Genomic DNA, 22604 nt, shown 5'->3' on the forward strand with positions numbered 1-22604 from the left:
GCCCGGTGGCGTCATGGGGCCCCGCGCGATGCTTGAATGCGGGCGTGAACGACTTCGACGTACCCGACGGCATCGACGTACTGCGCGTGTTCTGCGGCCCGGACGGCCGCCACGGCAACGCTCTCGGCGTCGTACGCGACGGGACCGCCTACCCCGACGACGACTCCCGGCAGGCGCTCGCCCGCAAGCTCGGCTTCAGCGAGACGGTGTTCGTGGACGACCCGGAGCGCGGGACCGTCGACATCCGCACGCCGGGGCTGCGGCTGCCCTTCGCCGGGCATCCGCTGGTCGGCACGGCCTGGCTGCTCGACCTGGACCTCCTGGAGCTGCCCGTCGGCGACGTGACGGCACGCCAGGACGGCGAGTTCACCTGGATCACCGCACGCCCCGAGTGGGCGCCGCCGAGGACGCTGGAGCGCTACGGCTCCGTCGCGGAGGTCGAGGCGCTGACGGGGCCGCCGCCCGGCGAGGGCTGGGTCTACGTCTGGGCCTGGGAGGACGAGGCCGCGGGGCGCGTACGGGCGCGGGCCTTCCCGCGCCGCGGGGACGGCATCGACGAGGACGAGGCGACGGGCGCGGCGGCCGTCCTGCTGAGCGCCGAGCTCGGCCGCGCCCTGAACATCACACAAGGACGCGGCTCCCAGCTCCTCACCGCGCCCGCTCCGGACGGCACGATCGAGGTCGGGGGCCGCGTCCTCCTGGTGGTCGCGTCCTGAGTGTGTGACGTCGTGATCAGGCGCTGAGCGGGAAGACCTCGCCGAGCTCGCGGAAGACGGCGGTGTTCAGCGCGAAGGCGCGCTTGCACTCGTCGATGATGCGCTGCTTCTCCAGGTCGTCCGCGTCCACCGCGTCCAGCAGCTCCCGGTACTCGCGCTTGAAGGCGGCCGGGTTGGAGATCTGCTCGAAGACGTAGAAGCGCACCCCATCGCCCTTGCGCTCGAAGCCCCAGGTCTTCTCCGCGGTGCCACGGATGATCTGGCCGCCCGAGAGGTCCCCGAGGTAGCGGGTGTAGTGGTGCGCTATGTAGCCGGCCGGCCACTCACGGGCGCACTCGGCGACCCGCTCGGCGTACGCGGCGGTCGCGGGCAGCGGCTCCAGCCCGTCGCGCCACCCCTCGCCCCGCAGATGCGCGAGATCGCGCTCCAGCTCGGCGCGGCGCATCAGCTCCGGCTGGATGAAGGGTCCGGCGACCGGGTCCTCGCGCAGGGCCTGTGCGCCGTCCTCCAGCGCGCGGTAGACGAACCACAGCTGCTCGGTGTACCGCGTGTACGCGTCCACACCGAGCCGCCCGCCGAGCATGTCGCTCATGAAGGTCGAGGACTCGGCCTCCGTGTGCTGCTCGTGCGACGCGGTGCGGATCAGCGTGGAGAACGGCGTGGTGGTGGCTGTTGCGTTCAAGGCGGGCCTCCGGGGACCAGGGGGACGGGGAAGTCCGGACAGAAACGTACATACCGGTGTCAGGCGTACGCGCTGCCGCGCACCGATGTGCCGATCCTCCTACTTAGGTTTACCTAAGTCAACAGCTTCCCGACTGCCTGTCGGCAAAACCGCCGCAGCGGAACACGTGCTACGGAAGGGTCAGGATGTCCGCCCCCGTCTCCGTCACCACCAGTGTGTGCTCGAACTGCGCGGTCCGCTTCCGGTCCTTCGTCACCACGGTCCAGCCGTCGTCCCACATGTCGTAGTCGTGGCTCCCGAGCGTCAGCATCGGCTCGATGGTGAACGTCATCCCGGGCTGCATCACGGTCGTCGCGTGCGGGCTGTCGTAGTGCGGGATGATCAGGCCGGAGTGGAACGAGGAGTTGATCCCGTGTCCGGTGAAGTCCCGCACCACCCCGTAGCCGAAGCGCTTGGCGTACGACTCGATGACGCGCCCGATCACATTGATCTGCCGTCCGGGCCGCACCGCCTTGATCGCGCGGTTCAGCGATTCCCGGGTGCGCTCCACCAGGAGCCGCGACTCCTCGTCGACGTCGCCGCAGAAGTAGGTGGCGTTGTTGTCGCCGTGCACACCGTTGATGTACGCCGTGACGTCGAGGTTCACGATGTCGCCGTCCCGCAGCACCGTGGAGTCGGGGATACCGTGGCAGATGACCTCGTTGAGCGAGGTGCAGAGCGACTTGGGGAAACCGCGGTAGCCGAGGGTCGAGGGATACGCCCCGTGGTCCACCATGAAGTCGTGGGCGACCCGGTCGAGTTCATCGGTGGTGACGCCGGGTGCGATGTGCTTGGCGGCCTCCTCCATCGCCTGCGCCGCGATGCGGCCCGCGATCCGCATGCGCTCCACGGTGTCGGAGTCCTGGATCTCCGGCCCGGTGTACGGAGTGGGGGCGGGCTTCCCCACGTACTCGGGGCGCCGGATGTTTCCCGGAACGGAACGGACGGGAGTGATCTCCCCTGGTACGAGCAGCGACTGGCCAGACATGTCAGCGAGTCTAACCAGCGTGCCCGGGGCACCATGGCGAAGAGGAAAGGATCCCGCAATGGCTCTGTTCAAGAAGCGCACGGTGGGCAAACCGGGCGAATGGTACTACTGCCTGGAGCACAAGAAGGTGGAGGAGGGCCCCGAGTGCCCCGGGAAGGACCGCTTCGGTCCGTACGCCACCCCGGGGGAGGCGCAGCGCGCGATGGACACGGCGCGTGAGCGGAACCTGGAGTGGGAGAACGACCCCAAGTGGCACGACCGCGCGGACCGGCCGACGGACGAGACGCCCGACTGACGGCTGTCCCGCGTCCGGACCGGATCGGCCGGGGGAGCCGTTCCGGGCCCCGCGAGCCGGCGCGGTCCGGACGGGAGGCCCTACGTGCCCGGCGCCCCGTTCGGCCCCGCCGTCACCAGCGGGCCGGCGGCGGGGCCGTCAGCTGGTCGGCCAGCCGCGAGAGGCGGTCGCGGAACGTGCGCCGGCCACGGGGGGACGGGGTGCCGTTCTCCCCGGCCGCCGCGCTGACCAGGTGCTGCACCGTGTCCAGGTCCACCTCGTCGTCGCCGGTCACGGTCAGCGCCTCATGGGCCAGCCCCCGCACCTCGGGGTCGCCGCCGTCCAGCGAGAGCACCGTCGCCCCCGCGCGCCGCGCGTCGTGCACGCGCTCCAGCAGCCCGCCGTCCGCCCGGCCGGGCGCCACCACCAGCAGGGTCTCACCGCGCCCGGCCGCCTCGATCCGGCCCAGGCCGACCGCCAGGTGCACCGGATCGTCCGGCTCCACCCGGTGGCGTACGAGCGTGGGGCGCAGCTGCGGCAGCCCCGACCAGGTGGACTCGTCCACCAGATGCGCCGCCATGTGCCACGGCTCGTAGACCTCGGTCCCCACCAGCAGCAGCCCGCCGCCCCGCGGCACGACCGAGGACCGCAGGGTCCGGGCGAACCCGCGGGCCGCGGCGGGCCACTCCGTCCCCGAGAGGACCTCACGCAGCAGGGCGACACGTACGGCATCCATGGCCCGGCATCATGCCCCCGGCGGCGCGCCCGTGACTGCCCTATGGCCGTATTCCACCCGAACGGGAGGGCGTGCGACGGTGCCTGGGCCGTGACGCTCGTCGCAGCGCGACCACGATTCGAGTCCCTCTCTTTACCTGGCAGTAGGGTCGGCGCCATGACTACGAATGACAGTGGCAGCGCCCCCAAGCCCCCCGCCAAGGACCCCTGGGACCTCCCCGACGTGTCCGGCCTCACCGTCGGCGTGCTCGGCGGAACCGGCCCCCAGGGCCGAGGTCTCGCCTACCGCTTCGCCCGCGCCGGGCAGAAGGTCGTCATCGGCTCCCGCGCCGCCGACCGCGCCGAGGCCGCCGCGGCCGAGCTGGGCCACGGTGTCGAGGGCGCGGACAACGCGGAGTGCGCCCGCCGCAGCGACGTCGTGATCGTGGCCGTGCCGTGGGACGGCCACGCCAAGACGCTGGAGTCGCTGCGCGAGGAGCTCGCGGGCAAGCTCGTCATCGACTGCGTCAACCCGCTCGGCTTCGACAAGAAGGGCGCCTACGCGCTGAAGCCCGAGGAGGGCAGCGCCGCCGAGCAGGCAGCCGCCCTGCTCCCCGACTCCCGGGTGACCGCCGCCTTCCACCACCTCTCGGCCGTGCTGCTCCAGGACGAGGCGATCGAGGAGATCGACACCGACGTGCTGGTGCTGGGCGAGGCCCGCGCCGACACCGACACCGTGCAGGCGCTCGCCGGCCGTATCCCCGGCATGCGCGGCATCTTCGCCGGCCGGCTGCGCAACGCGCACCAGGTCGAGTCCCTGGTGGCGAACCTGATCTCCGTCAACCGCCGCTACAAGGCACACGCGGGGCTGCGCACCACCGACGTGTGAGCCCGTGCCCGGAGCCGAATCGGGCATGAGGGACACTGGACGGGACCGCGCACCATCCCCGGACAGGAGCACCAGCCCTCATGCCCCGCCTCGCTCTCTACGCCATCCTCGTCTGCGTCCTCGCCGTCGCCGCGGCCGTGGTCTCCTTCGTCCAGGGCAGCATCGTGCTCGGCGTCGTCTGGGTGCTGCTGGTCGGCCTCTCCTCGAACATGGCGTGGTTCTACGTGCGCAAGCACAAGGCCGAGTCCCGCGCCGAAGCGGCCTGACACCGGTCCTGAAGGCCGTCAGCGGATCAGCGCGCACCCCGGGTCCTGGTCGCCGAACCACTCCTGCCAGAAGCGGTAGGTGTCGAGCCCGCAGTAGGTCTCGACCTCGCTGACGCCCAGGCCGCGCAGCAGCGCGTCCACCGCGTCGAAGAAGAAGCCGTTGACCTCCGGGACCCACAGGAGCGCGAAGACCGCGATCAGCCCGAAGGGCGCGAACGGCTCCACCTGGCGCCGGACCCTGTACGAGAGCCACGGCTCGATCACCCCGTAGCCGTCGAGCCCCGGGACCGGCAGGAAGTTCAGGATCGCCGCCGTCACCTGGAGCAGCGCCAGGAACGCCAGCGCGAGCCGGAAGGACAGGGGCACGCCGTCCAGCGCGTCCAGCCAGAACGGCGCCGTGCAGACGAGAGCGAACAGCACGTTCGTCAGAGGGCCCGCCGCCGAGATCAGGCTGTGCTTCCAGCGCCCGCTGATCCGGCCCCGCTCGATGTAGACCGCGCCGCCCGGCAGGCCGATGCCGCCCATGATCACGAAGAGCACGGGCAGCACGATGCTCAGCAGCGCATGGGTGTACTTGAGCGGATTGAGGGTCAGATAGCCCTTCGCCCCGATCGAGATGTCGCCGCTGTGCAGCGCGGTGCGCGCGTGCGCGTACTCGTGGAGGCAGAGCGAGACGATCCAGGCGGCCGTGACGAAGAGGAAGACCGCGAAGCCGGTCTGCTCGGCGAAGTCCGTCCACACCGCCCATCCGGACACGGCCATGACGGCGACGATCCCGAGGAAGATCGGACTGATCCGCCGGTCGCTGCGGCGGCGGAACGCGGTGGTCATCGGCGGCACTCCTGGGGCTGGACGGCGGGCTTGCGGCATACGACGAGCCCCCGACAGTACGGGTGACACGGCGGGAACGTCTCACAACCGGGTGGTAGTTCCACACGGCCCGGGGCCGTCGCGGACAATGGGCCCGTGCACTACAGCATCCTCGGGACCACCCGCGCCCTCCGCGCCGACGGCTCGGCCGTCGCCCTCGGCGGGGCGCGGCTGCGCGCCCTGCTCACCGTGCTCGCCCTGCGCGCCGGCCGCACGGTCCCGGTCGGGATGCTCGTCGACGAGGTGTGGGACGGCGACCCGCCCGCCGACGCCCCGGGAGCACTCCAGGCACTCGTGGGCCGGCTCAGGCGCGCCCTGGGCCGGGACGCCGTCGCGTCCGACGAGAACGGCTACCGCCTCACCGCCGGCCCGGACGGTGTGGACCTGTACCGCTTCGAGCGGCTCGCGGGGGAGGGCGCCCGGGCGCTGGCCGAGGGCGACGCGGTGAAGGCCGTCACCGTACTCGACGACGCGCTCGCCCTGTGGCACGGCCCCGCCCTCGCCGATCTGCCGGACCGAGCCGTGGCGGCGGCACGATGGGAGGCCCTGCGCCTGGACGCCCGCAGGACAAGGATCGAGGCCCAGCTCGCGCAGGGGCGCGCCGACGACGCCCTGCCCGAGCTCGCGGGGCTCTGCGCCGACCACCCGCTCGACGAACCCCTTCAGGCCCTGCGGATCAGGGCGTTGCGGGACGCCGGGCGCACCGCGCAGGCGCTCGCGGCGTACGACGAGGTGCGCACCCTGCTCGCCGAGCGGCTCGGCGCGGACCCCGGCCCCGCGCTGCGCGCGCTGCACGAGGAGCTGCTGCGCCAGGACGGGCCCGCCCTCGCACCGGCCCCCGCCCCCGCCGCCCCGCCCGCGCGGCAGGGGAACCTCCGGGCCCGGCTCACCAGCTTCGTCGGGCGCGAGGCCGACATCGCCGCGCTGCGCGGCGATCTGGCACGCTCCCGGATGATCACCCTCCTCGGCCCCGGCGGCGCCGGCAAGACCCGGCTGTCCCAGGAGACCGCCGAGACGGTCGCGGCGAACTGGCCCGACGGGGTCTGGCTGGCGGAACTCGCCCCGGTCGACGACCCGGACGCCGTCCCCGAGGCCGTGCTCAGCGCACTCGGCGCCCGCGAGACCGTCCTGCGGGGCGCGGGCGCCGAAGGGCTCCGCGCCGTGGAGCGAGGAACGGAGGGCGGCTCGGGGGACGCCTTCGCCCGCCTGGCGGAGCACTGTTCGGGCCGCCGCATGCTCCTGCTGCTCGACAACTGCGAGCATGTGATCGCCGCGGCGGCCCGGCTGGCCGACCATCTGCTCGCCCGCTGCCCCGGGCTCACCGTCCTCGCGACGAGCCGTGAGCCCCTCGGCGTCCCCGGCGAGCTGCTGCGCCCCGTCGACCCGCTGCCCGACCCCATGGCCCTGCGGCTGTTCGCCGACCGAGGGGCCGCGGCCAGGCCCGGCTTCCGGGCCGACGCCGACGAGGAGACCGCGGCGGCCTGTGCCGAGATCTGCCGGCGTCTCGACGGTCTGCCCCTCGCCATCGAGCTGGCCGCGGCCCGGCTGCGGATGCTCGGCCCGCGCCAGATCGCGGAGCGTCTCGACGACCGTTTCCGGCTGCTGACCACCGGGAGCCGCACGGTGCTGCCGCGCCAGCAGACCCTGCGCGCGGTCGTCGACTGGTCGTGGGGCCTCCTCGACGAGGACGAACGCGCCGTGCTGCGCAGGCTGTCCGTGTTCGCCGGCGGCTGCGACCTCGCCGCGGCCGAGGAGGTCTGTTCCCTGCCCGGGGCTGTCCTGGCCGACGTCCGTGACGTGGCGTTGCTCCTCGGCTCCCTGGTCGACAAGTCCCTCGTGGTCGCTGCACCGGGCGATGACGGTGACATGCGCTACCGGCTCCTGGAGACCGTCGCCGAGTACGCCGGCGAGCGCCTCGACGAGGCGGGGGAGAGGACCGCCGTCGAACGCCGGCACCTCGTCCACTACAGGGAGTTCGCCCGTACCACCGATCCCGTACTCCGGGGCCCCGGGCAGCTGGACGCCATCCGGCGGTTCGAGCGCGAGTACGAGAACCTGCGCACCGCCCTGCGCCGCGCGACGGCGGCCCGCGACGAGCACGAGGCGCTCTGCCTCGTGCTGTGCCTCGCCTGGTACTGGCAGATGCGCGATCTGCGGGCCGACGCCCGGCACTGGGCCGGGGTGGCCGCCTCTCTCGGCCCCGACCCGTTCGCCGAGCCTGTCGAGCCGGCCCCCTCGCTGCTGGAGCGCTGCACCGACCGGCCGCCGCCGATGGACGCCGAACAGCTCCAGGAGGCCCGGCGGGGGGTGCGGCTGGTCGAGATGGCCAGCATGGACCACTCCGCGGACAACTGGACGAGCGAGGACGGCCGCGCGCGGCTGAAGGTGATCGCCCGTACCTACCGGGCGGGCCAGCCGCAGACCTGCCGGATGCCGGGTTCCCTCTGGCTGTTCGCCGTCATCTTCACCGGTGAGCCCGGCGCGCTGCGCGAGATCACCGACGAGACGGTGCGCACCTGCCGGGAGCTCGGCTACGAATGGGAGCTCGCCGCCGGCCTCCAGCTGCGGGCCAACGTGCTGGCCAACCGCGCCGAATGGGTGGGCGAGGCCGGTCAGGACGCGGACGAGAGTCTGGAGATCTTCCTCCGGATCGGGGACGTGTGGGGCGTCGCGGAGGCCTATGCCTCCCGCGGTGAGGCCAACGAACGGGCCGGCCGGAACGCCGAGGCGGCCGAGGACTTCCGTGCCGCCGTCGGTTACGCGGAGCGGCTCGGGGCGCAGTCCCAGGTCGCCGTGCTGCGGGCCAGGTACGCCGCCGCGCTCTGCGAGACGGGCCGGGGAGAGGAGGGGGAGCGGATCCTGCGCGAGGTGCTCCTGGAGAGCCGCACCTCGGGGAACGAGGCGCGCCCCGCCGCGCGGCTCTTCCTCGCCCAGTGGCTGGGACGGACCGGCCGCACCGGCGAGGCGCGGGAGCAGCTCGTCCTGCTGCGAACCGACTTCGCGTCCGAGACGGTGGCGATCTTCGACGGGTTCGTCGTGGGCATGCTGGCCTGGCTCGACAACGAGGAGGGCTGTCACGCCGAGGCTCTGACGGGGGCGCTGCACGCGCTGGAGAAGTCCCGCAGCCCGATGTCGCAGATGGTGGCCCCGCAGATGACCTCCGCTCATCTGGTCACCCTCGCCCGGGCCGTGGCCGGGATGGGCGGTGAGCGGAGCGGGTGGGACGCGGCGATGCTGCTCGGTCTCCAGGAGGAGCGGTTGCCCAAGGACCATGTGCGGACCGCGGTGGAGCGCCAGATCCTGGCCGGGGCCGAGCACGCGGCGCGCACGGCCCTGGCGGACACCTCGGCGTACGAGGCCGCGTACGCCGAGGGCGGTGGCCTCTCCCTGGACGAGGCCACCGCCCTCGGCGCGGCGTACGGGAAATGAACTACCGCCCCGTCAGGACTTCTTGCGGAACTTGGCCACCGCGAGGGGGGCCATCACCGCGGTGATGACGACGGTCCAGCCCAGCGTCACCCAGACCGAGTGGGCGAGCGGGCCGCCCATCATCAGGGCGCGGGCGGCGTCGGCCAGGTTGGACAGCGGGTTGTAGTCGGTGAACGTCTGGAGCCAGCCCGGCATGGTCTGGGTCGGCGCGAAGATGGACGAACCGAACTGGAGCGGCATCAGCACGAGCATCCCCATTCCCTGGACGGCCTGTGCCGTCTTCATGGTCAGTCCGAGCAGGATGAAGATCCACATGATGGCGGCACCGAACGCGGCCGACAGGGCGATCGCCCCGATCAGCCCGAGCACGGACTCCTGGAGCTCCATGCCGAGCGCGAAGCCCATGGCCAGCAGGATCAGTGTGGCGACCATCATCCGGCCGAGCTCGACCACGATCTTGGCGATGAGTACCGAGGAGCGGGCGATCGGCATCGTACGGAACCGGTCCATGACCCCCTTGCGGAAGTCGTCGTTGACACCGGAACCGACCGCCATGGCGATGTTCATGCCCATCATCGCCATCAGGCCGGGGATCAGGTAGTTGAGGTACTCCTGCCGGCCGCCGCCCATGCTGCCGCCGACCGAGCCGCCGAAGACGTACACGAACAGCAGCGTGAAGATGACCGGCATCAGGAGCGCGTCGAACATCGACTCCGGATCCTTCTTGATCTGGAGCAGATTGCGCCGCACCAGCGCCCCGATGTGGCGCATGTTGTTCCGGAGTCCGATCCGGCCCTCGTCGTGGAGCTTCCTGGCCGGGGCGGACGCGGTCGCGTCGGTGGGCGTGGGCGTCAGAGTCGTCGTGCTCATGCCGCGACCTCCTGGGGAGTCGTGTCGGTGACGGTGGCCTTGTCGCCCGTGATGGCGAGGAACACCTCGTCCAGGCTGGGCAGCGCGGTGGACACATGGGCCAGGGAGAATCCCCGGGTGCCGAGGAGGCCGATGACGGCGGTCAGCTGCTGGTCGCTGAGGATCGGTACGTACAGCAGGCCCTCGTCCGGGACCGCCTGGGCGCCCGCGACACCGTCGAGACCGGTCTCCCGCAGCGCCTGCGCCATGGCGGCCAGTTCGGCCGGGTCGGAGGGCCGGATCTGCAGGGTCCGGCCGCCGACCTTGGCCTTGAGCTCGTCGACGCCGCCCCGGGCGATGATCTTGCCGTGGTCGATGACGGTGAGCTCGCTGGCGAGCTGTTCGGCCTCTTCCATGTACTGGGTGGTGAGCAGCACGGTCGCCCCCTCCGCGACCATCCGCTGCACCTCGTCCCAGACCTCGTTGCGGGTACGGGGGTCGAGGCCCGTCGTCGGCTCGTCCAGATAGAGGACGGCGGGGCTGCCGATCATGGAGGCGGCCAGGTCGAGCCGCCGCCGCATGCCGCCGGAGTAGTCCATGGCGGCCTTCTTCGCCGCCTCGGTGAGCGAGAAGCGCTCCAGCAGTTCGTCGGCGCGGGACCTGGCCTTCTTGCGCGGCAGGTCGAGCAGCCGCCCGATCATGTAGAGGTTCTCCCAGCCGGAGAGCTTCTCGTCGACCGAGGCGTACTGCCCGGTCAGGCCGATGGTGCGGCGCAGCTGCCGGGGCTGCTTCACCACGTCGTAGCCGGCCACGACCGCGTGCCCGGCGTCGGGCTGGATCAGGGTGGAGAGGCAGCGTACGAGGGTGGTCTTGCCGGCGCCGTTGGGTCCGAGCACACCGAGGACGGTGCCCTCGCGCACATCGAGGTCCACACCGTCCAGCGCCTTGGTCTCGCCGTAGTGCTTGACCAGCCCCCGTACCTCGACGGCGTTCGTCCCGCCCCTGAGGTTCTTGTCGTTTCGCGTCATGGACACCATCAGACCAGCCGCCACCGACAAGTCACCGACATGTCGGTGACAGCCGGCCCACGACGGGCGACAGCCCGCCGATGGGGGAAGTCGGCGGGCTGTCGGTGGTGCGGCAGTGGTCGGCTGGGCGTCAGTGGAAGGTGTGCTCCGCCGCGGGGAACGTGCCGCCGACGACCTCTTCGGCGTACTCCCTCGCGGCGTCGGTCATCACCTGACGCAGGTTGGCGTACTGCTTGGTGAAGCGCGGCACCTTGCCGCCGGTCAGTCCGGCCATGTCGGTCCAGACCAGCACCTGGGCGTCCGTCTCGGGCCCGGCGCCGATGCCGACGGTCGGGATGTGCAGCGTGCGGGTCACCTCGGCGGCCAGCTCGGACGGCACGAGCTCCAGGACGACGGCGAACGCGCCCGCGTCCTGCACCGCCTTCGCGTCGCGCAGCAGCTGCTGGGCGGCCTCCTCGCCCCGGCCCTGGACCCGGTAACCCATCGCGTTGACCGACTGCGGGGTCAGGCCGATGTGGCCCATGACCGGGATACCGGCCTCGACCAGCAGCCTGATCTGCTCGTGCGAGCGCTCGCCGCCCTCCAGCTTGACCGCGCCGACGCCGGCCTCCTTGATCAGCCGGGTGGCGTTGCGCAGCGCCTGGACCGGGCCCTCCTGGTACGCGCCGAAGGGCAGGTCGGCCACGATGAGGGCGCGCTTGGTGCCCCGCACGACGGCGGCCGAGAGGATGGCCATCTCGTCCATGGTGACGGGGACGGTGGTCTCGTAGCCGAGGTGGCAGTTGCCCATGGAGTCGCCGACGAGCATGACCGGGATGCCGGCCTCGTCGAAGACGGACGCGGTCATCGCGTCGTAGGCGGTGAGCATGGGCCACTTCTCGCCGCGCTCGGTGGCGGCGGCGATGTCGTGGACGCTGATACGGCGGGTGCTCTTGCCCCCGTACAGGGCCTTGCCGGCACCGGGAGTGGGGCCCGCGGGGGGTGTGGACTGATTCTGCGCAGCCTGAAGCGACATGGCCAACGGCTCCTTCGTCATCTCGAGGCGCCCTGACGGCGTCCCCGGATCCCTTCCATGGTGGCATCTCCCGGCGGTTCCCGTGAAGTGGGCCCACCGCGCGGGGGTGAACGCGGTGTCCGGTGAACGGTGCGCGGCGCCCGGGTAAAGACTTTCCAATACGAGACGGTTCCGTATTGGAAAGCCAGTAGAGTCGTCGCCATGTCCATACCGTCCGGCGTCCCCGCCGCCGCGCCCCGTGTCCCGGAGGCGGTCCACCGCCGCCGCTGGGTCATCCTCGGCGTCCTCATGTTCAGCCTGCTCATCGTCGTTCTGGACAACTCGATCCTGAACGTCGCGGTCAAGACGATCGCCAGCCCCGCGCCGACCGGTATCGGCGCCACCCAGAGCGAGCTGGAGTGGGCGATCAACTCCTACACGCTCGTCTTCGCCGGGCTGCTCTTCACCGCCGGACTGCTGGGCGACCGCATCGGCCGCAAGAAGGTCCTGCTCGCGGGCATCCTCGTCTTCGGCATCGGCTCGGCGCTGGCCGCCCTCTCCACCTCGCCCGGTGAACTCATCACCTGGCGCGCGCTGATGGGCCTCGGCGCGGCGTTCGTGATGCCCGCCACCCTCGCCGTCCTGATGAACGTCTTCGAGCGCGACGAGCAGCCCAAGGCCATCGGCATCTGGGCAGGCAGCGTCGGCCTCGGCATCGCGATCGGCCCGATCACCGGAGGGGCGCTCCTGGAGCACTTCTGGTGGGGCTCGATCTTCCTGGTCAACGTGCCCGTGGTGGTCATCGCGCTCATCGCCATGGCCGTCCTCGTCCCCGACTCCCGGGACCCCGACCCGGGCCGCGTCGACCCGCTCGGCGTCGTCCTGTCCATCGTCGGCCTGGTCCTGCTGGTCTACGGCATCATCCGCGGCGGCGAGCTGGCCTCCTTCACCGACATCACCGTCCTCGCGCCGGTGATCGGCGGGCTGCTGGTGCTGGCGGGCTTCGTGTGGCACGAGAAGCGCAGCAGCCACCCGTCCATCGACATCTCGTACTTCAGGAAGCCGGCCTTCTCCGCCGCCGTCGCCGCCATCGCGCTGGTCTTCTTCGCGCTGATGGGGGTCACCTTCTTCTCCGCCTTCTACCTCCAGAGCGTGCGCGGCTACACCGCACTGGAGTCCGGGCTGCTGATCCTGCCGCTCGCCGTCGCCCAGATGGTCTTCTCTCCGCGCGCCCGGCTGGTCGTGGACCGCTTCGGCGCCCGCGTGGTCTGCACGGTGGGCATGCTGCTCGTCGCGGGAGGCCTCGCGGCCTTCGCGCTGTTCGACGCGGACACGCCCCTCTGGGTGCTCTGCCTGGTCTTCTTCGTCCAGGGCACCGGAATGGCGCACATCATGCCGCCGGTCACCGTCGCCGTCATGCAGGCCCTGCCCCGCGAGCGGGCCGGTTCGGGCTCCGCGATCAACAACACCTTCCGCCAGGTCGGCGGGGCGCTCGGCATCGCCGTACTGGGCTCGGTGCTCTCCACGGTCTACCGGGGTGACATCGAGGGCCACCTCGGCGACGTGCCTCCCGGCGCACGGGACGTCGCGGGGGAGTCCATCGAGGCGACCCTCGGCGTCGCGGAGAAGCTGGGCGCGGCGGGCAGGCCGCTGGTCGCGGCGGCGAACGACGCCTTCATCGGCGCGATGCACGTCACCGCGCTCGGCTCGGCCGCGGTCGCCCTGATCGGCGCGGCGGTGGTCGCCGCTTTCCTGCCGGGCAGGCAGCCCGCCCCGGCGGAGACTCCGGGCGGGACCCGCACGCCCGAGCAGGTCCCGGCGGCGGGGGAGCCCGCGCACCGGTCCTGAACCGGCCCGCCGTTCGCCCCGGCCCCCGCCGGTCGGCGAGAATCGGTGGGGACGGCGAGCAGTGAACGCGGCAGCGAGAGGCGGCCCAGGTGCGGCAGGCGGCACAGAACCCGGCGCGGGACCCGGCCGGGGTCCAGGCTGAGGACCCCGGCGAGGGCGCGGAGCCGCCCTGTCGGGAGCCGGAGCCCCGCAGGGGCCGCCCCCGCAGCGCGGCCGTGGAGCGGGCGATCCTGGACGCCGTCGTCGAGCTGCTGGAGACGGGGGAGACCCTGGACGGCCTCTCCATCGAACGCATCGCCCGCACCGCCGGGGTCGGCAAGGCCACGATCTACCGCCGCTGGAGCGGCAAGGAGGAGCTTTTCGTCGACGTCCTGCGCGACATCGAGCCCGCCGACCCCGTCGTCTCCGGCACCGCCGGCCTGGACGATCTGCGCATCATGCTGGAGTCCATGCGTACGCGCAGCGTCGCCCAGCGTTCCTCCGCCCTCCTGCACAACGTGTTCGTGCAGATGAAGAAGCACCCGAAGCTCTGGACCGAGTACCAGAGCACCGTCCTCGGCCCGCGCAGGGCCGCCATGCTGGCCGCCGTGCAGCGGGCCGTGGAAGCGGGGGAACTCCGCGACGACCTCGACGTGGAGCTCGTGAACGACCTCTTCCTGGGACCCATGCTCGTACGCACCGTCCACCGCCCCGATGCCGCGCTCCCGGAGGACCTCGCCGACCGCATCATCGCCACCCTTCTCCAGGGTCTCGCGCCCCGGCCGGCGAAACCGCAGGTCACAGCCGGGGAACCGACGACCGCCCCTGTGTGATCGTTCTGTCACAAGCCTCACAACCACCCGCCCCGCCGGAACCCGGCGCGGTGCCTTGCTCGTCCTGATGGCAGTACGGCCGTCGTCGACGGCGGGAATGGCGTCACCCATCGCCTAGGGTCGTGGGGCGCGGTGATGTGTACGGCAAGGCAGTGAGGACGAGCGCGATGGTGCAGGCGTACAGGGCGGACACCGAGAACGCCGGCGCGGGTCCGCAGCCGGACTCACGCCTCCAGGCCCTGCGCCGCAGACTGGCCTCCGACCGGGGCATCTGGCGGCGGGGCATCATCCTGGCGCTCTGCTCCGTCCTGCTGACGCTCGTGCTGGTCCTCCACGCGGACATCCCGAACACCATCGGCAACCTGGGCAGCCTCATCGAGACCTTCCTGCCGTGGTTCGGTCTGCTCGTGCCCGTGCTGCTGGTCCTCGGCCTGCTCCGGCGCTCCGCCACCGCCTTGATCGCCCTGATTCTGCCGGTCGCGGTCTGGCTCAACCTCTTCGGCAGCCTCCTCTTCGCCGACAAGTCCGGCAGCGGGGGCGACCTCACCGTCGCCACGCACAATGTCAACGCGGGCAACCCCGACCCGGCGGGCACCGCCCAGCAGGTGGCCGGTTCCGGCGCGGACGTCGTGGCCCTCCAGGAGCTGCCCGGCGGCAAGGTCGCGGCGTACGAGGACGCGCTCGCCGACCGCTATCCGTACCACTCCGTCCAAGGCACCGTCGGTCTCTGGAGCAAGTACCCGGTGACCGACTCCAAGCCCGTCGACATCAAGCTGGGCTGGACCCGGGCCATGCGCGCCACGGTCACCACCCCCGAGGGCCCGGTCAAGGTGTACGTCGCGCACCTCCCCTCCGTGCGGGTCAAGCTGAACGCGGGCTTCACGGCCAACCAGCGCGACGACAGCGCGGACGCGCTCGGCGAGGCGATCGCCGACGAACCGCTGGAGCGGGTGGTCCTGCTCGGCGATCTGAACGGCACGATGAACGACCGCTCGCTGAACGCCGTCACCGCCCAGATGCGCTCCACCCAGGGCGCGGCGGGCGACGGCTTCGGCTTCAGCTGGCCCGCGTCCTTCCCCATGGCCCGGATCGACCAGATCATGGTGCGCGGCGTCGAACCCCTCGCCTCCTGGACCCTCCCCGCCACCGACAGCGACCATCTCCCGATCGCCGCCCGCGTGGAGCTCTGAGCGAGGGGGTACGCTCCTTCCCATGTCCAGCCCCGAGTCCGACAGACTCAGGCCGCCGGTTCGCCGGTGGCCGGTCACCGACGCCGCAAGCCTCTGACCCCCCGCGGTCACCGGGCTTCCCCCGTCGCGCCGTCCGTCACCGCAGGACCGTTGCCGGCGGTGTGGGCCGACTCCCGTGTCCCGTGGGGGCACCGGACATTCCACCGCGTTGCCGTCCCCGCGCCCCGGCGCGTGACGACGGGCGCGGCCCGCATCCCCGTACACCGCTCGTTCCTCCGACGGTTCCGTACAAGGGGTCCTCCTCTCATGCCATTCGCTGTATACGTGCTCGGGCTGGCCGTCTTCGCCCAGGGCACATCGGAATTCATGCTGTCCGGCCTGCTCTCCGGCATCGCCGGTGACCTGGACGTCTCGCTGGGCGCCGCTGGGCTGCTGACCTCGGCCTTCGCGGTCGGGATGGCCGTCGGCGCGCCGCTCACCGCCCTGGCGGGCCGCACCTGGCCCCGGCGCCGGGCGCTGCTGTTCTTCCTCGGCGTCTTCGTCGCCGTCCATGTCGTGGGCGCGTTGACCTCCAGCTATGCCGTGCTGCTCGCCACCCGGGTCGCCGGGGCGCTGGCCAACGCGGGCTTCTGGGCGGTGGCGCTGGTCACCGCACTGGCCCTGGCGGGCCCCGAGCGACGGGCCCGGGCCACCGCCGTGGTCGTCGGCGGGGTCACCGTCGCCTGCGTGGTGGGCGTTCCGGCCGGGGCGGTGCTCGGCGAACTCTGGGGCTGGCGCTCGGCGTTCTGGGCCGTGGCCCTCGTCTCCGTACCGGCCGCCGTCGCCCTGCTCGTCGCCGTCCCGGGAGGCCGCCCGGACGACGCGCGGCGGGTGAGCGCGCGCAGCGAACTGGCCGCCCTGGCCCGGCCGCGGCTGCTGCTGACCCTGCTGGTGATGGCGCTCGTGCAGGGGGCGACCTTCTGCGCCTTCTCCTATCTGGAACCTCTGGTCACCCGGGTCACCGGCTTGGGCGCGGGCTGGGTGCCGGTGGTCCTCGCGCTGTTCGGCGTCGGCTCGTTCGCGGGTGTCACGCTGGCGGGACGCCTTGCCGACACCCGGCCGGGCGCGGTCGTGGGATGCGGGATGGCGGCACTGACGGCGGGCTGGGCGGCGCTCGCGCTGACCGCGGCCCACCCGGTGGCCACCCTCGTCCTCGTACTGCTCCAGGGGGCACTCGCCTTCGGTACGGGAACGGTGTTGATCACCCGGGTCTTCCAACTGGCCCCCGACGCGCCCACGATGGCCGGTTCCTTCGCGACGGCCGCCTTCAACGTGGGTGCGGCGGCGGGCCCTTGGCTGGGCGGCCTGGCCCTCGGTGAAGGGTTCGGCTTCCGCGCACCGGTCTGGGTGAGCGCTCTGCTGATGTGCCTGGCCCTCGCGGGTGCGGGGGTGCTCGCGGCGGTGCCCGCCACGGCGGGGACCCCCCGGGTTCCGGTGCCGGAGCGGTGAGGGCGAAGAGGCCCCGGGAGGCGCCGGAACGACCGAGTGATGCCCACATCACACCCCGCCGCAACGGCTTGTTCACGTCCGGGCATAAAACGTCTGAGAGACTTTGTTCCGACGGGATACATAACCCGTCCCGGCAAAGAAGCCGACGCTCCCGCACACACACCGCTGCCACCCGGCCTCCACGGCCCGGGCGGCCCCCTGCCCGAAAGGTCACTTCCATGCCCCTGGCCCTGCTCGCCCTCGCTGTGAGCGCCTTCGGCATCGGCACCACCGAGTTCGTGATGATGGGCCTGCTGCCCAATGTCGCGGACGATCTGGGAACGTCCGTACCCACCGCCGGTTATCTCGTCTCGGCGTATGCGATCGGCGTCGTCCTCGGTGCCCCGCTGCTCACCGGTCTCGGCTCCAGGATTCCGCGCAAGCGGATGCTCCTGCTGCTGATGGCCGTCTTCACCGTCGGCAACCTCGCCTCCGCCTTCGCCCCCGACTTCGGCTGGCTGCTCGTCGGCCGCGTCCTGGCCGGGCTCCCGCACGGCGCCTTCTTCGGCGTCGGCGCGGTCGTCGCCGCCCGCCTCGTGCCGGACGGCCGCCAGGCCCGTGCCGTCGCCACGATGTTCCTCGGCCTGACCGTGGCCAACATCGTCGGCGTACCGGCGGCCACCCTGCTTGGACAGCACCTCGGCTGGCGCGCCACCTTCATGGTGGTCGCGGTGATCGGACTGGGCGCGATGGCCGCGCTCGCCCGCCTGGTGCCGCAGATCCCCGTCGAGGCCCACCAGAACGTACGCCGCGAGCTGAGCGCGCTCGGCAACCGGCAGGTCGTGCTCGGCCTGCTCACCGCCGTCCTCGGCTTCGCGGGTGTCTTCGCCGTCTACTCCTACCTCTCGTCCATGACGACCGAGGCGATGGGCTTCGGAGAGTCCTCCGTGACGCTCGTCCTCGCGCTCTTCGGCATCGGGATGACGCTCGGCGCCCTGGCGGCGGGACCGCTGACCGACCGCGCGCTGCGGCCCACGCTCTACGGTTCGCTGGGGGCCTTGGCCGTCGTCCTGGTCGTCTTCCCCTTCGCCGCGCATGTGCAGTGGGCGGCGCTGGTCATGGTGGTGCTGCTCGGCGGCATCGGCTTCATGACCACCACCCCGCTCCAGATGCTCGTGATGAACAAGGCGAAGGACGCCCCGACGCTCGCCTCCGCCTCCAACCACTCCGCATTCAACCTCGCCAACGCGGGCGGGGCCTGGCTCGGCGGGGTCGCCATCTCGGCGGGCTGGGGCTGGACCTCACCGGCCCTGGTCGGCGCGGTCCTGGCCGTCGCCGGTCTCGCCGTGGCGGTCACGGCGGGCTTCCTGGACCGGACCCCCAGCGCCTCGCGCGTCGTGGCGTCCGGCGCCGGGGCCGAGCGGCGCGAGCCGGTCGCGGCCCGCTCGTACGAGGGCTGACGCGCCACGAGGCCTGAAGCGCCACGAGGCCTGAAGCGCCACGAGGCCTGAAGCGCCACGAGGCCTGAAGCGCCACGAGGCCTGAAGCGCCACGAGGCCGGGCCGGCGGAGAGCACGCACGCTCCTGCCGGTCCGGCTTCGCGTTGCCCCTGCCGGTCCGGCTTCGCGCTGTTCCGGCGGGTGCGCCTCCGCTCCGGCCGGTCCGGCTTCGCGTTGCTCCCGCCGGTTCCGTGGAGGCTGTCATGTCCCCGCAGGTCCCGGCTCGCGCAGTTCCCGCCGGTACGGGCGCAGCCAGGCCGCCGTGACCAGGCCCACCAGCGCCGCCGCGGGCAGCAGCAGCCGGACGTCCACCACGGCGACCAGTCCCGCGCCGCCCGCCAGCGCCATCGCGTTGGGCGCCGTCATCAGCGAGTTGGCCGCCGCCGCGGTGCGGCCGAGCACCGCGTCCGGGGTCTCCCGCTGCACCGCGGTCATCGCGGCGATCAGCACGCACGGCAGACCCGCTCCGATGGCCGCGCTCGCCGCCGGCGCCACCAGGTCTCCGCCCAGCGCCCGTGCCCCCACCGCCACGGCGAACACCGCGGTCCCCGCCGCCGCGAACGCGCGTTCCGGCATCCGCCGTAGCAGCGGGCCCGCCAGCAGCCCGACCGCCACGGAGCCGGCGCCCTGGAAGGCGTACAACACCCCGGCGTACGCCGGTGGGCGGCCCAGGGTGTCGTCCACGACGGCGTACACGGCAGCCCCGTTGACCCCCGCGAGCAGCATGGTCAGCGCCCCGGCGTACACCAGCGGCCGCAGAACCGGCGAGCCGCGCAGCAGGCGTATCCCCGCAGCCGTGCCGCCCAGCCGGGCCGCCTTCCTGTCCCGGGCCGGCTCCCGTACCCGCAGACGGGCGAAGAGCAGGGCGGCCAGGGCGAACGTGGCCGCGTCCAGCGCCACCACCGGGCCCGCGCCGTACCGGGTGAACAGGCCGGCACCCGCGAGGGGCGCGAGCAGCTTCATGCCCTCGTTCGCCGTCGTACGCAACCCGTTGAAGTCCCCCAGCAGCCGCGCGTCCACCGCCTGCGCGACCAGGGCCGCCTCCGCCGCGTCCAGGAGGACACCGCTCGCGCCGTACACGACGAGGACGGCGAAGAGCGCGCCGATCCGGTGGCCGGGGCCGACGAGGAGCAGCGAGCCCACCAGGCCCGCCATCACCACGTTCACCACGACCAGCAGGAGCCTGCGCGGCACCCGGTCGGCGACCGCTCCGATGGCGGGGCCCGCGAGGACCGGCGCCCACATCGCGAACACCGTCAGGGCGGCCAGACTGTCCGATCCGGTGGCCGACTTGACCCAGATCCCGGCGGTCAGCCACATCGCGGACGTGCCGAAGCCGGACACGAGCAGCCCGGTGAGGCACAGCAGAGCCGTCCGGTCCCGTACCACCGCACGCAACGCCATCCCGTGCCCCCGCCGTCCACCGCCCGCGCCCCGGCCGGGCGCTCCGTCGGCCATGCTGACGACTGAGGCGGGGCGGCGGCATCGGGCAGATGCCCTATCCGGGCCCCGCGCGGAGGCCGGTCCCGCGCGTCAGCTCGACTCGCGCCACTGGTTGGTGATCGGCAGCCGGCGGTCCTTGCCGAAGCCCTTCGGGGAGATCTTCGTGCCCGGCGGGTACTGCCGGCGCTTGTACTCCGCCGTGTCCACCATCCGCAGCGTCTTCGTCACCAGGGCGTCGTCGAAGCCCGCCGCCACGATCGCGTCGCGGCCCTGGTCCCGGTCGACGTACATCTCCAGGATGCGGTCCAGCACGTCGTAGTCCGGCAGCGAGTCCGTGTCCACCTGGCCGGGGCGCAGCTCGGCGCTCGGCGGCTTGGTGATGGACGCCTCCGGGATGGGCGGGGTCTGGCCCCGCTCCTCGGCGGCACGGTTGCGCCACTTCGCGAGGCGGAAGACCGACGTCTTGTACACGTCCTTGATCGGCCCGTACGCGCCGACGGAGTCCCCGTAGAGCGTCGAATAGCCCACCGCCAGCTCGGACTTGTTGCCCGGCGCGAGCACGATCTGGCCCTCCTGGTTGGAGAGCGCCATCAGCATCGTGCCGCGCAGCCGCGACTGGAGGTTCTCCTCGGCCAGCCCGGTGAGCCCCAGCGACCCCATGTACGCGTCGAACATCGGCTCGATCGGTACGGTGCGGAAGTTCAGCCCCGTGCGCCGGGCGAGTTCCGCCGCGTCGCCCTTGGAGTGGTCCGACGAGTACTTCGACGGCATCGAGACGCCGTACACGTGCTGAGCGCCCAGCGCGTCACAGGCGATGGCCGCGACGAGCGCCGAGTCGATACCGCCGGAGAGCCCGACCAGGACGCTGCTGAAACCGTTCTTCGCGGCGTACGCGCGCAGCCCCACGACCAGCGCCGAGTACAGTTCCTCGTCGTCGTCGAGCCGCTCGGCGTAACCGCCGGTCAGCTCGGGCTCGTAGGCCGGGAGCGGCTCCTCGCTCAGGACCACGTGGTCGATCCGCAGCCCGTCGTTGACGACGCCCGACGGCGCCTCGGCCGCGGCGGCCGGGAGGTCCAGGTCGAGGATCACGCTGCCCTCGGAGAACTGGGGTGCGCGGGCGACGACTTCGCCGTCCTTGTCGACGACGATCGAGTCCCCGTCGAAGACCAGCTCGTCCTGGCCGCCGATCATGGCCAGGTACGCCGTCGTGCACCCGGCCTCCTGGGCGCGCTTGCGGACCAGCTCCAGCCGGGTGTCGTCCTTGTCCCGCTCGTACGGGGACGCGTTGATGGACAGCAGCAGCCCCGCCCCCGCCGCACGCGCGGCCGGGACGCGGCCGCCGTCCTGCCAGAGGTCCTCGCAGATCGCCAGCGCCACGTCGATGCCGTGGACCCGCACGACGGGCATCGAGTCGCCGGGCACGAAGTACCGGAACTCGTCGAAGACGCCGTAGTTGGGCAGGTGGTGCTTGGCGAAGTTCAGCGCGACCGCCCCGCGGTGCAGCACCGCGGCGGCGTTGCGCGGAGAGCCCGCCGGCTGTCCGTAGCGCGCGGCGGCGTGCTCGGAGCGGTCGAGGTAGCCGACGACGACGGGGAGTTCCCCGAAGCCCTCGTCGGCGAGGCGGACGGCGAGTGCCCGCAGCGCCTGGCGTGAGGCCTCGACGAACGACGAGCGCAGGGCCAGGTCCTCGACGGGGTATCCGGTCAGCACCATCTCGGGGAACGCCACCAGGTGGGCGCCCTGCTCGGCGGCGTGCCGGGTCCAGTGGACGATCGACTCGGAGTTGCCGGCGAGGTCTCCGACGGTCGCGTCGATCTGATTGAGTGCGAGACGTAGTTGAGGCACGGGACCAGTGTAATCGTCTTACTGACGCGATGTCCTGGCGTATCCCCGTCCGGAGGCGGCGGACCGCCCCCGGACGGGGCTGGGCGGAGGCTCGTCCCGACCCGCGAAAGCCCCCGTACCCGATGGGCCCCAGGCGCGCGGTGTCCCCGACGGCCTCACGCACGCGGCGTTCCCCGTCGAGCCCAACAGCCCCTCGCCCGCGACGGCCCGGCGTTCCTCGCCCGCGACGGCCCGGCTTCCCGTGTGCGGGGCACCAGGCCGTCGTGGCGCGTCGTACGGGCGAGGGGAGGGGCGTGAGCGGTCAGGCGCGGGAGTAGACCTTCTCCGCCCAGCCCGCGACCTGCTCGTCCGAGAGGTGCATCGCCAGGTCCGCCTCGCTGATCATGCCGATCAGCTTCTTCTTCTCGACGACGGGAAGCCGGCGGATGCGGTGGGTCTGCATCTCGTCCAGCACGGCGTTCACATCCGCCGTCGACTCGATCCAGCGCGGTGTGCCGTCGCAGAGCTCGCCCGCCGTGACCTTCGACGGATCGTGCCCCGCCGCCACGCACTTGATCACGATGTCGCGGTCGGTGATGATCCCGACCATCCGGTCCTGCTCGCCGTTGGCCGAGACGGGCAGTGCCCCTACCTTGTGGTTCCGCATCATCTGCGCGGCGCGGTCGAGGGTCTCGTGGGCGGGGATCCACTGGGCCCCGGGATGCATGATGTCCTTGGCCGTGGTCATGAGGTTGCCTCCTGAGTGCCTGCGGGCACTGCTCG

Annotated in this window: 20 protein-coding genes; 10 read left to right on the plus strand and 10 right to left on the minus strand. The window is 72.3% G+C overall.

The window, feature by feature from the left end; genetic code table 11:
- The first annotated feature begins 44 nt into the window (after positions 1–44).
- Positions 45–716, plus strand: coding sequence for a PhzF family phenazine biosynthesis protein (locus ACWCQM_RS13660; protein WP_450915467.1), 672 nt, complete (start codon positions 45–47; stop codon positions 714–716).
- A 16-nt stretch (positions 717–732) separates the two neighbouring features.
- On the opposite strand, the gene ACWCQM_RS13665 is transcribed toward ACWCQM_RS13660, so the two are convergent.
- Together ACWCQM_RS13665 and map are read right to left on the minus strand one after the other, a co-directional pair.
- Positions 733–1398 (minus strand): biliverdin-producing heme oxygenase, encoded by a 666-nt coding sequence (locus ACWCQM_RS13665; protein ID WP_450915468.1) that lies wholly within the window; start codon positions 1396–1398, stop codon positions 733–735.
- 169 nt (positions 1399–1567) lie between these two features.
- The gene (gene map, locus ACWCQM_RS13670; protein WP_073747529.1) at positions 1568–2425 is read right to left on the minus strand and encodes a type I methionyl aminopeptidase; all 858 of its coding nucleotides are present in this window, start codon (positions 2423–2425) and stop codon (positions 1568–1570) included.
- 58 nt (positions 2426–2483) lie between these two features.
- Here map and ACWCQM_RS13675 point away from each other — a divergent pair, with 58 nt between their 5' ends.
- On the plus strand, positions 2484–2720 hold the full coding sequence (locus ACWCQM_RS13675) for a hypothetical protein (RefSeq protein ID WP_450915469.1): 237 nt from the start codon (positions 2484–2486) through the stop codon (positions 2718–2720).
- 112 nt (positions 2721–2832) lie between these two features.
- Here the strand turns inward: ACWCQM_RS13675 and ACWCQM_RS13680 are convergent, their stop codons facing one another.
- The gene (locus ACWCQM_RS13680; protein ID WP_450915470.1) at positions 2833–3435 is read right to left on the minus strand and encodes a hypothetical protein; all 603 of its coding nucleotides are present in this window, start codon (positions 3433–3435) and stop codon (positions 2833–2835) included.
- Positions 3436–3591: 156 nt separating this feature from the next.
- Here ACWCQM_RS13680 and npdG point away from each other — a divergent pair, with 156 nt between their 5' ends.
- Positions 3592–4302 carry an NADPH-dependent F420 reductase gene (npdG, locus tag ACWCQM_RS13685; protein ID WP_450915471.1) on the plus strand — a complete coding sequence of 237 codons (711 nt, stop codon included), beginning with the start codon at positions 3592–3594 and terminating at the stop codon, positions 4300–4302.
- An 80-nt stretch (positions 4303–4382) separates the two neighbouring features.
- Complete coding sequence (locus tag ACWCQM_RS13690; protein ID WP_450915472.1) at positions 4383–4568, plus strand: hypothetical protein; 186 nt, start codon at positions 4383–4385, stop codon at positions 4566–4568.
- Positions 4569–4586: 18 nt separating this feature from the next.
- Here ACWCQM_RS13690 and ACWCQM_RS13695 read toward each other — a convergent pair whose 3' ends face one another.
- Positions 4587–5399: a site-2 protease family protein gene (locus ACWCQM_RS13695; protein ID WP_450915473.1), complete on the minus strand. Its 813-nt coding sequence runs from the start codon at positions 5397–5399 to the stop codon at positions 4587–4589.
- Between the two features lie 135 nt (positions 5400–5534).
- Here ACWCQM_RS13695 and ACWCQM_RS13700 point away from each other — a divergent pair, with 135 nt between their 5' ends.
- Positions 5535–8867: a BTAD domain-containing putative transcriptional regulator gene (locus tag ACWCQM_RS13700; protein ID WP_450915474.1), complete on the plus strand. Its 3333-nt coding sequence runs from the start codon at positions 5535–5537 to the stop codon at positions 8865–8867.
- 12 nt (positions 8868–8879) lie between these two features.
- On the opposite strand, the gene ACWCQM_RS13705 is transcribed toward ACWCQM_RS13700, so the two are convergent.
- From ACWCQM_RS13705 to panB, 3 genes are all read right to left on the minus strand, one after another.
- The gene (locus ACWCQM_RS13705; RefSeq protein ID WP_450915475.1) at positions 8880–9737 is read right to left on the minus strand and encodes an ABC transporter permease; all 858 of its coding nucleotides are present in this window, start codon (positions 9735–9737) and stop codon (positions 8880–8882) included.
- Positions 9734–10753, minus strand: a complete 1020-nt coding sequence (locus tag ACWCQM_RS13710) for an ATP-binding cassette domain-containing protein (protein ID WP_450915476.1) — start codon at positions 10751–10753, stop codon at positions 9734–9736. Before ACWCQM_RS13710 ends, ACWCQM_RS13705 begins: the two co-directional genes overlap by 4 nt.
- A 121-nt stretch (positions 10754–10874) precedes the next feature.
- Positions 10875–11759, minus strand: coding sequence for a 3-methyl-2-oxobutanoate hydroxymethyltransferase (gene panB, locus ACWCQM_RS13715; protein ID WP_450915477.1), 885 nt, complete (start codon positions 11757–11759; stop codon positions 10875–10877).
- A 201-nt stretch (positions 11760–11960) separates the two neighbouring features.
- Here panB and ACWCQM_RS13720 point away from each other — a divergent pair, with 201 nt between their 5' ends.
- From ACWCQM_RS13720 to ACWCQM_RS13740, 5 genes are all read left to right on the plus strand, one after another.
- Positions 11961–13586, plus strand: a complete 1626-nt coding sequence (locus tag ACWCQM_RS13720; protein ID WP_450915478.1) for an MFS transporter — start codon at positions 11961–11963, stop codon at positions 13584–13586.
- An 89-nt stretch (positions 13587–13675) separates the two neighbouring features.
- A complete protein-coding gene (locus ACWCQM_RS13725) occupies positions 13676–14398 on the plus strand; it encodes a TetR/AcrR family transcriptional regulator (protein WP_450915479.1) in 723 nt (240 codons plus the stop codon).
- A 167-nt stretch (positions 14399–14565) separates the two neighbouring features.
- A complete protein-coding gene (locus ACWCQM_RS13730) occupies positions 14566–15588 on the plus strand; it encodes an endonuclease/exonuclease/phosphatase family protein (protein WP_450915480.1) in 1023 nt (340 codons plus the stop codon).
- Between the two features lie 306 nt (positions 15589–15894).
- Complete coding sequence (locus ACWCQM_RS13735; protein WP_450915481.1) at positions 15895–17076, plus strand: Cmx/CmrA family chloramphenicol efflux MFS transporter; 1182 nt, start codon at positions 15895–15897, stop codon at positions 17074–17076.
- Between the two features lie 218 nt (positions 17077–17294).
- A complete protein-coding gene (locus ACWCQM_RS13740) occupies positions 17295–18515 on the plus strand; it encodes an MFS transporter (protein ID WP_450915482.1) in 1221 nt (406 codons plus the stop codon).
- 240 nt (positions 18516–18755) lie between these two features.
- Here ACWCQM_RS13740 and ACWCQM_RS13745 read toward each other — a convergent pair whose 3' ends face one another.
- The 3 genes from ACWCQM_RS13745 to ACWCQM_RS13755 all read right to left on the minus strand — a co-directional run bounded on the left by ACWCQM_RS13745 (position 18756) and on the right by ACWCQM_RS13755 (position 22569).
- Entirely contained in the window at positions 18756–19958 is a 1203-nt protein-coding gene (locus tag ACWCQM_RS13745; protein WP_450915570.1) for an MFS transporter, read from the minus strand.
- 129 nt (positions 19959–20087) lie between these two features.
- Positions 20088–21842, minus strand: a complete 1755-nt coding sequence (locus tag ACWCQM_RS13750; protein ID WP_450915483.1) for an NAD+ synthase — start codon at positions 21840–21842, stop codon at positions 20088–20090.
- Between the two features lie 301 nt (positions 21843–22143).
- Positions 22144–22569 carry a CBS domain-containing protein gene (locus ACWCQM_RS13755; RefSeq protein WP_267076082.1) on the minus strand — a complete coding sequence of 142 codons (426 nt, stop codon included), beginning with the start codon at positions 22567–22569 and terminating at the stop codon, positions 22144–22146.
- Between the last annotated feature and the right edge of the window lie 35 nt (positions 22570–22604).

The organism is Streptomyces sp. NPDC002125, assembly GCF_053593715.1.